Below are 13,970 nucleotides of genomic sequence, written 5' to 3'. Positions count from 1 at the left end.
CCATGGACGAGCTTTCGGCAGCGGTGGTAGCGGGAGCCTCTCCCGACGTACTGGAACGCATTCCGGTTCCGAGTGAGTACACCGCGGCCTACCTGCGGGCCGAAGATGTCGGCATGTTCGCCGGCGTCGAGGACAAGGACGTCCGCAAATCGCTCCACATCGGGGACGTCCCCATGCCGGAGCTCGCTCCGGATGAGGTCCTGGTCGCCGTCATGGCGGCGGCGATGAACTACAACACGATCTGGTCGGCCACCTTCGAGCCGATGCCCACCTTCAACTTCCTGCGCCACTACGGAAAGCAGGGCGGGTGGGCCGCACGGCACGACCAGCCTTACCACGTACTCGGCTCGGACGCCGCCGGAGTGGTCGTACGAGTCGGCAACGGCGTCCGGAACTGGAAGATCGGCGACCATGTGGCCATCGCGACGGCCCACGTCGACGACCAGGAGGCACTCACGCACGACGACGGCATGATGGGCGCCGAGCAGCGGGCGTGGGGATTCGAGACCAATTTCGGTGGACTCGCCCATTACGCGATCGTCCGGGCGAGCCAGCTGCTCCCCAAGGCCGCTCACCTCAGCTGGGAGGAAGCGGCCAGCAATCCACTGTGCGCCGGGACGGCCTACCGGATGCTCATCAGCCAGCGCGGCGCCAACATGCGCCAGGGCGATGTGGTGCTCGTATGGGGCGCGGCGGGCGGCCTGGGCGGCTACGCGGTGCAGTTCGTCCGCAATGGCGGTGGCATCCCGATCGGCATCGTCGGCTCGGACAAGAAGGCCGAACTCGCCCGCAAGCTCGGTTGCGAGCTGGTGATCGACCGGCGTGAGATCGGTGAGATCTCCGCCGACCCGGACGCCACCGTGGCGACCGGCAAGCGGCTGGGGAAGATCATCAGGCGTGAGATCGGCGAGGACCCGAATATCGTCTTCGAGCACGTCGGACGCGACACCTTCGGCATCTCGGTGTACGTGGCCAGGCGCGGTGGTGTCATCGTGACCTGCGGATCGAGCACCGGTTATCAGCACACCTTCGACAACCGCTACCTGTGGATGCGTCTGAAGAAGGTCATCGGCAGCCACGGAGCGAACCTCTACGAGCAGTGGCAGGCGAATCGCCTCATCCAGCGCGGGCGGGTGCTGCCGATGCTGTCCGAGGTGTACCCGTTCCACGAGACCGCCGAAGCCGCGCGCATGATCCAGCTGAACGGACACCTCGGCAAGGTCGGCGTGCTCTGCCTGGCGCCGTCCAGGGGCCTCGGCGTGACCGATTCCGTACTGCGATCGCACATCGGCGAGGACCGGATCACCCCACTGATGGCGGCATGACGACGCCGGTCATCATTCAGACACAGGAAAGGCCGGGGGACAGATGAATCGCGTCCGAGTGGTTGTCGCCAAACCGGGATTGGATGGCCACGACCGAGGGGCGAAGGTGGTCGCGCGGGCATTGCGCGACGCCGGTATGGAGGTGATCTACACCGGATTGCGCCAGACGCCCGAGCAGATAGTCCGCACCGCTCTGGAAGAGGGAGCCGACGCCATCGGCCTGTCCCTGCTCTCGGGTGCGCATATGGAGTTGGTGCCCAGGATCCTGAAGCTGCTCGCCGAGAACGACGCGGCGAACGTACCGGTGTTCTGCGGCGGAATCATCCCGCCGGAGGACGCCCGGCAACTCGTCGAAATGGGTGTGCTGAGGGTGTTCACCTCGCGTGACTCGCTGCCGGAGATCATCGAATGGGCCCAGGCGAATCTGCACCTCATCGAGGTGACGGATTGACCAGCCAACAGCTCCGGGAATCGCTGGAATCCGCACGGCACGGCAATGTGCGGGCGCTGGCGCGCCTCATGGCCCGCGCGGAGAACCACCACCTCACGGAGGCCGATCTCCCAGCGTCCGAACGCTCCGCAACGGTGATCGGCCTGACCGGTCCGCCGGGCGTCGGCAAGTCGACGTTGACGTCGTGCCTCATCGCCGAGTTCCGGCGGCGTGGGAGCCGTGTGGCGGTGCTCTGTTTCGACCCGTCGTCACCGGTGACCGGCGGCTCGCTGCTCGGCGACCGGATCCGGATGCAGGAGCATTCCGAAGATCCAGGGGTGTTCATCCGATCGGTCTCCAGCCGAGGCCATCTCGGCGGGCTCTCGGCCACCGCCCGGCCGATGGTCTCGATCCTGTCCGAGGCGGGATTCGACGTCATCCTCATCGAGACCGTCGGGGCCGGGCAGTCCGAGGTCGAGATCGCCTCCGTAGCCGACCGGACAATCGTCGTCCTCGCACCCGGAGCGGGCGACGGCATTCAGCTGGCCAAGGCCGGCGTACTCGAAATCGCCGACCTCTACGTCGTGAACAAGGCGGACCAGGACGGGGTCGGCACGATCCTGCGTGAACTCCGGGCAATGGTCGCACTCGGCACGCGACCCATACCCGTGGTCACCACCACCGCCAGCCGCCGCGAAGGAGCCGCGGACGTCATCGCGGCCCTCGGAGTCGACTGACGGGCCACTGCGCATCATGGGGCACGGCCGGCCTGGACTCCGGCGACGAACCGCCGTGCCCCAACACACCTTCAGGCCGCACCAAGGGGGCGGGGGCGACCAGAGCGAAGCGCACGGGATGACGTCCGAAAGTGACTGCCCCGCGAGTCGCAACGGCGGGCCCCCGAATGCTGCTTGACGGTTTCCGTCACGCGCTTTGCAAAGAGTGCTACTTTGGAAAGTATTCGATCAAGCTGGACTGCAGCCGGCCGGTGGGCCCGTCCCCGGTCGGCTCACGCATGTGTGGAAGGCGTTGAAACTCCATGGCTGTTCAATCCGGTGACACCTCGCAGGATCGCCGAGTACGAGTGCAGGGCGAGCCCGTCGAGTCCTACCCGCAGATGGCTCCCGAGGTCGAACGGGGTGCCGTGCGCCGCATCACCGTCGTCGGGGAGGAGATCCTGCACCGACGGTGCCGGGAGGTCACCGAGTTCGGCACGCCGGAGCTCTCACAGCTGATCGACGACATGTTCGCCACGAACCAGGTGGCGGAGGGCGCGGGGCTCGCCGCCAACCAGATCGACGTGGACCTGCAGTTGTTCGTATGGGACATCACCGATGAGTGGGGCGTGCGCCACGTCGGCCACATCGCCAACCCGGTCCTGGACGAGGTCGCGACCGAGGACCGCATGCTGATCGAAGAACCCGAAGGATGCCTGTCGGTTCCCGGCCCCTACCGTGTGGTGCCCCGCGTCGACCGCGCCGTCGTACGAGGCCGCGACAAGGACGGCAACCCCCTGGTGATCGAGGGCAGGGGCTACTTCGCCCGGTGCCTGCAGCACGAGACGGACCACCTTCACGGTCACCTCTATCTGGACCGCCTTGCCCAGCGGGAGCGGAAGTCGGCGCTCCGCGAGATGGCCGAGTCCAAGGAGAAGATGTTCGCCCGCCGCGCCGCCTTGGCCAAGGAATTGGGCAAGTGACCCTGCTCCCCGACCACGCAGGGGCGTAAGCGACGGAGAATCCTCGGGCGCCCGCCCACTCCGGCAGGCGCCCGAGACCAGCTCCCCACCCGTCACCTTTCTCCCGGGGAACGGAACGACACGCAATTCTCGGCCCGCCGTCCTGCGTCCGGTTACCGAGAGAGACGCGATGCGGGCTCACTCGACGCCGCCGCAGCGCGGTAACTCGCGCGCCTGGACGGCGCCTCGTATCCGTCCACTCTGCCCCGGGCCGCGGTCGCCTTCGCGGGGGCGCTGACACTGGCGGTCGCGATTACCGCGGCTCTTGCCGCCGTGCGGGGAAGCATCCACTGCGCTGCTCACGCCCCCATGCAACCCGATGCCACTGACACCGCGCGAACCCCCGCCCGAAGCTGTGGATAACCTCGTCGCCCGCGAGTTATCCACAGGGGTCGCGGAGCGACGGCCGGTCGCGGGATCTTCGAGCCATGAATCCGCACAGCGAACCGCGCAAGCGCAGCACCGACATCAACTCCGCGGGAAAGCCCTCGGCCTCATCCGCCGCGAATTCCCCGGACGCCTCCGGCCACCCGGCGGACTCCTCGCCTCCCTCACCCGCCTCCCGCGCCCTCGAACGGCCGGCCCCGGCCATCCCCACGCAAAGCACCACCCCGCCCAGTTCCTCCGGCCCCTCCCAACCCTCCCAGCCCGCCGGCCCTTCCCACTCCGCAACCGCCGCCGCCGACTCGGCCCGGACCGAGCATGCCGAAGCACAGGTCACCCTGCGCGGACCGGCCGAGCTCGCCGACGCCCTGCCGTACCTCATGGGCTTCTACCCGGACGACTCCATCGTGATGGTGGCGCTGCACGGCGAGCGCGGCCGCTTCGGCGGCCGCGTCCGGCTCGGCATCCCGACGGACACCACCCAGTGGCCCGACACCGCCGACCAGCTCGCAGACTGCCTGATCTCAGCAGGTCAGGAGCGTGCAGCCCGGCCCGCAGCGATCATCGTCTACCTCTGCCAGGAGCCCGCGGCGGGCGAGAGCGGCAAGGACGTCAAGGACCGCCTCCGCCCGCTCGCCCAACGGCTGCGCACCGCCTGCGGCGCACTCGACGTACCCGTCCTCGAAGCGCTCTGCATCTCCAACGGCCGCTTCTGGTCCTACTGCTGCCCCGACTTCCGGTGCTGCCCCGCAGACGGCACGCCCATGGTCATGCCGGGAACCTCCGTGATGGCCGCGGCCGCCGCGTACGCGGGAATGCAGGTGCGCGGCTCACTCAAGGAAATGGAGGCCCGGCTGACGCCCCGCAGGGGGCCGCGCGCCGCCGACCAGGAGAAGGCGCTGGACAAGGCGGCCGGTGCGCTCGTCCCCCGCATGCTGCGGGCAGACGGTGCGGTGGCCGTCCGCAGGGACACCCTCGACCTGGCCGCCGCCATGATCCACCGCTTTCGCCAGGACACCCCCTCGGGCAGCAACCGGGCCCGGGACGCCTGTGACGACGCGCTGATCACCGACGCCGAGGCCGCCGACCTCATCCTCGGCCTCCAGGACCGGATCACCCGCGACCGGGCGGCCGAGTGGATGGACGGCCCCGTCGCCGCGCCCGCCCTCCGGCTCTGGCGCGCCCTCGCCCGCCGCTGCGCGGGCGGCTACATGGAACACGCGGTGGCACCGCTCACCCTCGCCGGATGGGTCTGCTGGTCCACCGAGGACGGACCTTCGGCGCGGGTCGCCCTCAGCTGCGCCCTGGCCATCGACCCCGATTACACCTTCGCGCAGCTCCTGCACCGCGCGATCAACGAAGGCCTCGATCCGGAGCCGTTGCGCCGCTGCCTGCGCGAGCAGCACCGGGAGGCGGCGGCCGCCACCGACGGTGCCGCGCCCACCGCCGAGTCGACCCCTCCCGCCGAGTCGCAGCCCGCCGCCGACGAGGCGTCGCAGCACGCGCGGCGATCGGGCCGCCCGGCCCGCTCCGGGCCCGCCGGCCGCCCCCGGGGACCACGCGGCGGCACCGGCCCCGGCGCCCGTACGACCGACGGGCGCGGCAGGCGCCGCGCGCGCCGGGACGACGACCGGAGCAGGCGATGATCGCACCGGCGCCATGCGACCGGCGTGACCTGGGCACCGGCCGGACCGTTCACCTATTTGGAGCAGGCCGTACGGATCCCCGACCCCACCAGGGAGCGCAGAGCGTGCCAGGCATCGTCCCCACCACCCAGCCGGTCCACCGGCCATCCGGAGAGCGCCGCCCGGCGCCGCCCCGCGCCCCACAACCCCAACCCGTCCACTCCTCACTGGTCTGCGTGGCCCTCCCCGCGCTCGCCGTGTCCCCCGGCTCGGGCCAGCTGACCGGCCACGGCCTGGAGGGCTTCTACCGCGACGGCCGGCGGGTCCTGTCCCACTGCGAACTGCGGGCCGGGAGCGGCGAACCGCTCGTGGTCCAGGGGAGGCTGACCGGCGCGGACCGCGCCCGGTTCATCGGGACCGTCCGCAGGAGCGGCGAGCGCGGGCCGGACCCGGAGATCCGCATGGAGCGGCTGCGGTACGCCGACGGCACCGAGCGGATCACCTTCCGCAGCAGCGTGGCCCGGCCGGTCCGGCTACCCGTCGAGATCCGGCTCGGCACGGACCTCGCGGAGCTCGGAGCCGTCGCCGTCGGCCTTCCGGGCCCTGAACTCCGGGCCGTGGTCCACGGCTCCGGGCTCCGCTGGTCGGGGCCCGGGGTGCATGCGGTGGTGAGGGCGACACCCACACCCGAGGACGCCCTCGCCTCGGCGGGGTTGCTGCGCTGGGAGCTGAGCCTGCCGCCCGGCGGCAGCCGCACCATCGAACTGCACGCCGGACTGGAGCACGCCCCCGGTCGCCCCGGCGCCGGCGCTCCCGTCAGCCGGCGCGCCGGGGGCGTCCGCATCCCCGGCCCCCGCCGCGGAACGTTCGCGCCGCACAAACGCGGTGACCGGCCGCCGCAACCCTGGGCGGCCGCCCGGCTGACATGCGACGACCATCGGGCCGACGCCCTGATGGCAGGCAGCCTCGACGATCTGTACGGCCTGACGATGCGCGACCCGATCGCACCCGCGGACGTATATGTCGCAGGCGGTTTCCCCTGGCGCTGTGGTCTCGCCCCGGCCGAGGCGCTGTGGACCGCCCGGATGCTGCTGCCGCTCGGCACCCGGCTTGCCGCAGGCACACTGCGTGCGCTGGCCCGTAGTCAGCACGCCGCCCCAGGGGCGGATTTCGGCCGAATTCCCGGTGCCCTCCGGGACGCCGGACCGCACGCCCCGCCGAGCTGCACGGGCATCGAGGCGACCTTGCTGTTTCCCACCGTTCTCGCCGAGGCGCGTCGTTGGGGCCTGCCCGAGCGGGAGACCGAGTGGCTGATGCCCGCCGCGGAGCGCTGCCTGCGCTGGCTGCGCATCGTGACCGACCCGCCGCGCGGCGGCCGCGGCGGCTATGTGCCCGACCCCGCTCCCGGCGGGCCGTACCGCTGCGAGACCCAGGCCCACGCCCACCGCGCCGCCCTGCTGGGCGCCGACCTCCTCGAGGCGTACGGATCGTCCGAGGCGGCAGCGCTGCGGGAGTGGGCCGCGGACCTGCGCTCCCGATTCCGTACGGACTTCTGGGTCGAGGACCGCACGGGCGGCCGCCCCGCGGCTCTGCTCACCGCCGACGGACGGCCCGTCCCGCATCTCGCCTCCACCACCGCCCACCTCCTCGACACCGGCCTCCTCGGCGGCGGCACCCTCGCCCCCGGCCTGCTGGACGCGGCACAGACCGACCGACTGGCCAGACTGCTCGGCGGCCCGGCCATGGACTCCGGGTGGGGCCTGCGCGGGCTGGGCGCCAAGGAGAGCGGCTACAACCCGTTCGGCCACCGCAGCGGCGCGGTACGCGTCCACGAAACCGCGATCGCCGCCACCGGCCTGGCCGCGGCCGGCCACGAACGGGCAGCCGGCGCCCTGACCAAAGGCGTCCTCGACGCCGCCGACAGCTTCGGACACCGCCTTCCCGAGATGTACGCGGGGGAGCAGCGCACCACCGACGGTGCGCCCGTCCCGCACCCGGCGGCCTGCCGTCCGGCGGCCGTGGCGGCGGCCGGCGCGATGCAGATACTGATCGCGCTCGCCGGACTGCGCCCCGACGTCCCGGCCGGAACGGTGTCCCTGCGGCCGCTGGGCACCGCCCCGCTCGGCGCGATAGAGCTCACTGACCTGAGGGTCGCGGAGCAGCCGTTCGCCCTGCGGATCAGCAGACTCGGCATGGGAATGGTCGAGGCGGCGGCGGAAGGCCTGCAGCTGGGCACCTGAGGTGCCTCGTGGGCCTGTTTATCGTCAGGCGGACGACTATGATCACGCCATGCCTCCCTACGACCCGTCGGCCTTCCCGCCCTTCGCTGTCACCGTCGACCTGGTCGTGCTCACCGTGCGCCGCCACGCCCTGTGCGCACTGGCCGTGCGCCGCGGTGAGCCGCCGTTCCAGGGGCGCTGGGCCCTGCCCGGCGGATTCGTCCGGGCCGACGAGGACCTCGAGGACGCGGCAGCCCGGGAGCTCGCCGAGGAGACCGGCCTGCACGCCCAGTCCCCGGCGGACGCGTCGCCCGCTTACGGCGCGCACCTCGAACAGCTCGCCACCTACGGCGACCCCAAGCGCGACCCCCGGATGCGGGTCGTCAGCGTCGCCCACCTGGTCCTCGCTCCCGACCTGCCCGCCCCCACTGCCGGTGGAGACGCCCACAGCGCGCGCTGGGCACCGGTGGAGACCCTCCTGGAACAGGACGACACCCGCGAGGGCGAGCTGGCCGCGCCCCTCGCGTTCGACCACGCCCGGATCCTCGCCGACGGTGTGGAGCGCGCCCGCTCGAAGATCGAGTACTCCTCGCTCGCCACGGCCTTCTGCCCGCCCGAGTTCACCGTGGGCGAGCTGCGCCGGGTCTACGAGGCGGTCTGGGGCGTGGCGCTCGACCCCCGCAACTTCCACCGCAAGGTGACCGGAACACCGGGGTTCCTGGTGCCCACGGGCGGAACCACCACACGCCAGGGCGGCCGCCCCGCACAGCTGTTCCGGGCCGGCGGAGCGACCCTGCTCAACCCGCCCATGCTGCGCCCCGAGATCTGAGCCCGGGGCGCATACCGCGTGAGCGCCGGGCCGGCGTGCGCCCTCGTGGACACGACACAGCGTCAAGAAGGACCAATTACGAGAAAATAGGACATATTACAGTACCCTGGCCGGGTGAGTTCTTTCGTGCGCCCGATAGTCGACGCCCGGCCGGCGCCTCCGGCCGGGAGCGACCCGCGCCCGGCGCTCCGCGCCGCCCCGCCCTGACGCCTCGCGCACGGCCGGCCCCGGCGTCCGGGCTGGCCTGTGTCCGCCATGCCCTCCCGGCGTGCTGTGGCGCCTCGCCTGCTCACGGGGTGAGTGGCGCCCTCAACTGCCCATGCCTGCAATGGCCGTGGCGGCACCCGGATCCTGGCTGCCTCCGTACTCCGGTTCGCCGCAACAGGGTTGGCGCCGTGAAGTCCCCACCCCCGCGCGAGCCGACCCGGGCATCGGTCGCCGATCACGCGGCCGCCGTCAAGTGCCCCTCCGGAATCGACCGAGGCATATCGGTCGCGAGGTCGCTCGTAAGCCAACTTACGGACAGCGCAATGGTGTTGGCGTTCACCGGCCCTGGCCTGCGGTGATGCACGCTCGGCGTGATACGGCTTCGCCTTCTGACCGAGTAAGGCGCCTGTTTTGGCGCGGTGTTGTTATGGCTGTTGCTCACAACTCGCCATGGAGCGTGCGTTTCCTTCCGATAAAGCGTCAATTCGGAGATGGGGGGCGATCACCCTTTCGTGTGCTTTTCACCAAAGACCTCAAGGGTGTTCAGAGTGTCGCCGACAAAGGATGCGTGAGTACCCTTGCGCACACCATGATGACCGCGGCTCGCCCCGGCGACACCGGCCTTGCAGGCCCGGGCGAGCTTGACCGCTACCCCTACGCCAACGCCGCCAACGCCGCGAGCGCCAACCACACAGCCGGTCCGGAGCGTGCAGAGCGCGTTTCGCAGGTCTGGGACGGCCCCGAAACAGACATCGGCCGAGTCGGCCGTCGCGCCGCCGGCAGTCGCGGCCGCGGCCTGCACGGCCAACTCGTCCAGCAGCTCGGGCAGATGATCGTCTCCGGCGATCTCGGCGCCGACCGCCCGCTCGTCCCCGAGGAGATCGGCCAGCGCTTCGAGGTCTCCCGCACCGTCGTCCGTGAGTCGCTGCGCGTCCTCGAGGCCAAGGGCCTCGTCAGCGCCCGCCCCAACGTCGGCACCCGGGTGCGCCCGGTCAGCGACTGGAACCTCCTCGACCCCGACATCATCGAGTGGCGGGCCTACGGGCCGCAGCGCGACGACCAGCGCCGTGAGCTGTGCGAGCTGCGCTGGACGATCGAGCCACTGGCCGCCCGGCTCGCCGCCGGCCACGGCCGGGAGGACATCCAGCAGCGGCTCGCCGACATGGTCGAGATCATGGGCCACTCCGCGGCCCAGGGCGACACCATGACCTTCTCCCGCGCCGACGCCGAGTTCCACGCCCTGCTGCTGCAGCTCGCCGGCAACCGCATGCTCGAGCACCTCTCGGGCATCGTCTCCGCCGCCCTGCACGTCTCCGGCGGCCCCAGCGGCGGTTGCGAGCGGCCGGTCGAGACATCCGTGGGCCAGCACATGAGGGTCGTCGACGCCATCGGATCCGGCGACGCCACGGCGGCCGAATCCGCGATGCGCCAGCTTCTCGCCGCACACGGCGAGGCCGTCGGCCAGGGCTCCGGGACGCCTGTCGACCACGTCGTCCCCGCGCCCCGCGAGCACTGAAGGCCCGTACGCGACCGCGTACGGACCGTAGGCGCCGCGCGGCCCCCCGTGCCCCGCGTCTCCCTCGGGCGGGGCACGCCGTACGCGGCGAAGGCGCACATGATCGCCGGATCCGGACGTCGACCGGATCCGGCGGGGGACCTTGGGAGGATTGCATGTCATATGACTGGGAATGGGTCGTTATGGGGTGTGACTCGGGCCACGCAGATTGGGCGTAACGCTCTTCAGGGAAGCGCGATGACTTAAGAGGTGATAGCCGAGGAGGGAATACGGACGGCGTTCGTGACGCTGTTCAACTCCCCGGTTGCCCCTGCGCCGTCGGTCCATCCCCACCGGCGGTCGTCGGCTCCGATCCACACTGGACGGGGTCGGAAGCCGTTTCCATCGTTCCGAGAGGTTGTTCGTGTCGGCCAGCACATCCCGTACGCTCCCGCCGGAGATCGCCGAGTCCGAGTCTGTGATGGCGCTCATCGAGCGGGGAAAGGCAGATGGGCAGATCGCCGGCGATGACGTGCGTCGGGCCTTCGAGGCTGACCAGATTCCGCCAACCCAGTGGAAGAACGTTCTGCGCAGCCTCAACCAGATCCTCGACGAGGAGGGTGTGACGCTGATGGTCAGTGCCGCAGAGGCGCCCAAGCGCACCCGCAAGAGCGTCGCAGCGAAGAGTCCGGCGAAGCGCACCGCCACCAAGACCGTCGCGGCCAAGACCGCCACGGTCAGGAAGACCACCGCCGCCGCCCCCGCCTCCGTGGCGGACCCGTCGGCCGGTGAGTCCGAGTCCGCGCCTGCGAAGAAGGCAGCGGCGAAGAAGACGACCGCCAAGAAGGCGGTCGCGAAGAAGACCACGGCCAAGAAGGCCACCGCCAAGAAGACCGCGTCCAAGAAGGACGTCGACGAGCTGCTCGACGACGAGGTGACCGAGGAGACCCCGGCGCCCGGCAAGGGCGACGCCCCCGAGGCCGCCGAGGGCGCGGAGAACGCCGGCTTCGTCCTGTCCGACGACGACGAGGACGACGCCCCCGCGCAGCAGGTCGCCGCGGCCGGCGCCACCGCCGACCCGGTCAAGGACTACCTCAAGCAGATCGGCAAGGTCCCGCTCCTCAACGCCGAGCAGGAGGTGGAGCTCGCCAAGCGCATCGAGGCGGGCCTGTTCGCCGAGGACAAGCTGGCGAACTCCGACAAGCTCGCGCCGAAGCTCAAGCGCGAACTGGAGATCATCGCCGAGGACGGCCGCCGCGCGAAGAACCACCTGCTGGAGGCCAACCTCCGACTGGTCGTCTCCCTGGCCAAGCGGTACACCGGCCGCGGCATGCTCTTCCTGGACCTGATCCAGGAGGGCAACCTCGGTCTGATCCGTGCGGTCGAGAAGTTCGACTACACCAAGGGCTACAAGTTCTCGACCTACGCGACGTGGTGGATCCGCCAGGCCATCACCCGCGCCATGGCCGACCAGGCCCGTACGATCCGTATCCCCGTCCACATGGTCGAGGTCATCAACAAGCTGGCCCGTGTCCAGCGCCAGATGCTCCAGGATCTGGGCCGCGAGCCCACCCCGGAGGAGCTGGCCAAGGAACTCGACATGACCCCCGAGAAGGTCATCGAGGTCCAGAAGTACGGACGCGAGCCGATCTCGCTGCACACCCCGCTGGGCGAGGACGGCGACAGCGAGTTCGGTGACCTCATCGAGGACTCCGAGGCAGTCGTCCCGGCCGACGCGGTCAGCTTCACGCTTCTGCAGGAGCAGCTGCACTCGGTGCTGGACACCCTCTCCGAGCGCGAGGCCGGCGTGGTCTCCATGCGCTTCGGCCTCACGGACGGCCAGCCCAAGACGCTGGACGAGATCGGCAAGGTCTACGGCGTCACGCGTGAGCGGATCCGCCAGATCGAGTCGAAGACGATGTCGAAGCTGCGCCACCCGTCCCGCTCCCAGGTGCTGCGCGACTACCTCGACTAGTCCAACCTGCCCGGACAGCGTCACGAGCCCGGTTCCTCCAGCGTGGAGGGGCCGGGCTCGCGTCCGTCCGGGTGCGGGTCGAGGCTGCTTGGGGTCACTCTGGGTTGGCGAGCTATCTCCCAGAGTCAGGAGTCCGTATGCGTCCGACCGCACGCGCTGCCTTCGGAGCCCTCGCCCTGGTCCTTGCCCTGCCGGCGTCGGCGGCCGCGGACGAGTCGGTGATCGGTGGAAAGCCCACCCAGATGTCGCAGAGCCCCTGGGCGGTCGCGCTGGCCTCCCACGCTCGCTTCGGGGCCCAGCGCTCCGGACAGTTCTGCGGCGGCGTGCTCGTCGGGCACTCCACGGTGGTGACGGCCGCCCACTGCCTGAGCAAGGAGGTGCTGGGCGTGCCCTGGCAGCAGGTGCGGGATCTGCGGATCGTGGTCGGGCGCGACAACCTCACCGGCGGCGGTGGCCAGGAGCGTAAGCCCGCGAAGGTGTGGGTCAACCCGCGCTATGACAACTGGACGAACGACGGCGACATGGCCGTGATCACGCTCGACAAGCCCGTCCCGAACCGGCCCATTCCAATAGCCGGACGGCATGACGCCGCCTACCGGCCGGGAAGCAGGGCCACGGTCTACGGCTGGGGAGACACCACGGGTGAGGGCAGCTATGCGACGCGGCTGCGGTCGGCGCACGTCAACGTGCTGCGCGACGCCGTCTGCGCGCGGGCCTACCCGGGCAGCGCCGACGGTACCTACCGGTCGCCTTCGATGCTGTGCGCGGGGGAGCCGGCGGGCGGCCGGGACGCCTGCCAGGGGGACAGCGGCGGGCCGCTGGTCGTACGCGGGCGGCTCGTGGGGCTGGTGTCATGGGGGACCGGCTGCGGCCAGGCGGGCAGCCCCGGCGTCTATACGCGCGCTTCGGCGCTGCTTCCGGCGCTGTCGGCGCACGGAGCCGGCTGAGAAGTCCAGGGGAGCCGGCGGGTATGCGTGAGCGTACGAGTGCGGGCGGTCTCCCCGGTGGTGTCGGGGGAACCGCCCGCTGCACGGCCCTGGGCCGCTGCTCGCTCGTCGTGGATGCGAAGTGTCAGCGTTCCTCATCGGACGCGGACGCCGGAGGGGCGGTCAGCCGCTCCGTCTCGTCCTGTATTTCCGCGGCGATCTTCTTGAGTTCTGGCTCGAACTTGCGACCGTGGTGGGCGCAGAAGAGCAGTTCTCCGCCGGACATCAGGACGACGCGCAGGTATGCCTGGGCGCCGCAGCGGTCGCAGCGGTCAGCGGCCGTCAGCGGGCTCGCGGGTGTCAGAACAGTAGTCACGTCGCCTCTTCTCTAGCTCGACGAGCTGTCGTACCAGGGTCAACATCCAACCAGGCCGAAAACGTTCCCGCTCGTGCCTTTTCCTCGAAAAAAATTCTCCGAGGGGGCCGGGTGCTGCCGGGTGGCGGCGAATGAGCCGTATTGCTTGGTGGTCTGATTCACGTTGGTTGCTGGGTCCGTCCCCCCGGCTGGCTTGCCGGTTGTTGATGAGGACGTGCCCGGAGCCTAAATGGTTCATGCCTCGAAGGGAACGTGATGTGCACGTCACTCGGACGTCACCCCAACGAGGGATCGAACGTACGAGCGAAATTCTACTACCATGAGCATGCGTACGGGTGGCGTCACATCGGCTCTACTAGGCCTCGGTACGCTCTGACCGGCGACACCGCCACAACCGAGTCCGCGGAATGCGGACTGCCAGAAATTCAGCGAGGAGCGAAC

Annotated in this window: 11 protein-coding genes; 10 read left to right on the top strand and 1 reads right to left on the bottom strand. The window is 70.6% G+C overall.

Annotated features, from left to right (window positions below; translation table 11 throughout):
- Window positions 1-2 precede the first annotated feature (2 nt).
- From ccrA to ACZ5XZ_RS24175, 10 genes are all read left to right on the top strand, one after another.
- Complete coding sequence (gene ccrA / locus ACZ5XZ_RS24220; protein ID WP_468981377.1) at window positions 3-1,325, top strand: crotonyl-CoA carboxylase/reductase; 1,323 nt, start codon at window positions 3-5, stop codon at window positions 1,323-1,325.
- 43 nt (window positions 1,326-1,368) lie between these two features.
- The gene (locus ACZ5XZ_RS24215) at window positions 1,369-1,776 is read left to right on the top strand and encodes a cobalamin B12-binding domain-containing protein (RefSeq protein WP_468981376.1); all 408 of its coding nucleotides are present in this window, start codon (window positions 1,369-1,371) and stop codon (window positions 1,774-1,776) included.
- Window positions 1,773-2,492: a methylmalonyl Co-A mutase-associated GTPase MeaB gene (gene meaB, locus ACZ5XZ_RS24210; protein ID WP_468981373.1), complete on the top strand. Its 720-nt coding sequence runs from the start codon at window positions 1,773-1,775 to the stop codon at window positions 2,490-2,492. The genes ACZ5XZ_RS24215 and meaB overlap by 4 nt, the downstream gene beginning before the upstream one ends.
- A 302-nt stretch (window positions 2,493-2,794) precedes the next feature.
- Window positions 2,795-3,454, top strand: coding sequence for a peptide deformylase (gene def / locus ACZ5XZ_RS24205; RefSeq protein WP_468981371.1), 660 nt, complete (start codon window positions 2,795-2,797; stop codon window positions 3,452-3,454).
- Between the two features lie 467 nt (window positions 3,455-3,921).
- Window positions 3,922-5,523 (top strand): DUF4192 domain-containing protein, encoded by a 1,602-nt coding sequence (locus ACZ5XZ_RS24200; protein ID WP_468981369.1) that lies wholly within the window; start codon window positions 3,922-3,924, stop codon window positions 5,521-5,523.
- A 215-nt stretch (window positions 5,524-5,738) separates the two neighbouring features.
- Entirely contained in the window at window positions 5,739-7,742 is a 2,004-nt protein-coding gene (locus tag ACZ5XZ_RS24195; protein WP_468981542.1) for a glycogen debranching N-terminal domain-containing protein, read from the top strand.
- 49 nt (window positions 7,743-7,791) lie between these two features.
- On the top strand, window positions 7,792-8,550 hold the full coding sequence (locus tag ACZ5XZ_RS24190) for an NUDIX hydrolase (protein WP_468981367.1): 759 nt from the start codon (window positions 7,792-7,794) through the stop codon (window positions 8,548-8,550).
- 721 nt (window positions 8,551-9,271) lie between these two features.
- Window positions 9,272-10,273: a FadR/GntR family transcriptional regulator gene (locus ACZ5XZ_RS24185; RefSeq protein WP_468981365.1), complete on the top strand. Its 1,002-nt coding sequence runs from the start codon at window positions 9,272-9,274 to the stop codon at window positions 10,271-10,273.
- A 403-nt stretch (window positions 10,274-10,676) separates the two neighbouring features.
- Complete coding sequence (locus ACZ5XZ_RS24180; protein ID WP_468981362.1) at window positions 10,677-12,227, top strand: RNA polymerase sigma factor; 1,551 nt, start codon at window positions 10,677-10,679, stop codon at window positions 12,225-12,227.
- A gap of 137 nt (window positions 12,228-12,364) precedes the next feature.
- A complete protein-coding gene (locus tag ACZ5XZ_RS24175; protein WP_468981361.1) occupies window positions 12,365-13,174 on the top strand; it encodes a serine protease in 810 nt (269 codons plus the stop codon).
- 124 nt (window positions 13,175-13,298) lie between these two features.
- Here ACZ5XZ_RS24175 and ACZ5XZ_RS24170 read toward each other — a convergent pair whose 3' ends face one another.
- Complete coding sequence (locus ACZ5XZ_RS24170; protein WP_033267354.1) at window positions 13,299-13,529, bottom strand: DUF7455 domain-containing protein; 231 nt, start codon at window positions 13,527-13,529, stop codon at window positions 13,299-13,301.
- Between the last annotated feature and the right edge of the window lie 441 nt (window positions 13,530-13,970).

Source organism: Streptomyces sp. NPDC033270 (assembly GCF_055576575.1).
The sequence above is the reverse complement of the archived record's forward strand: the minus strand, read 5'-3'. Positions and strand labels throughout refer to the sequence as shown.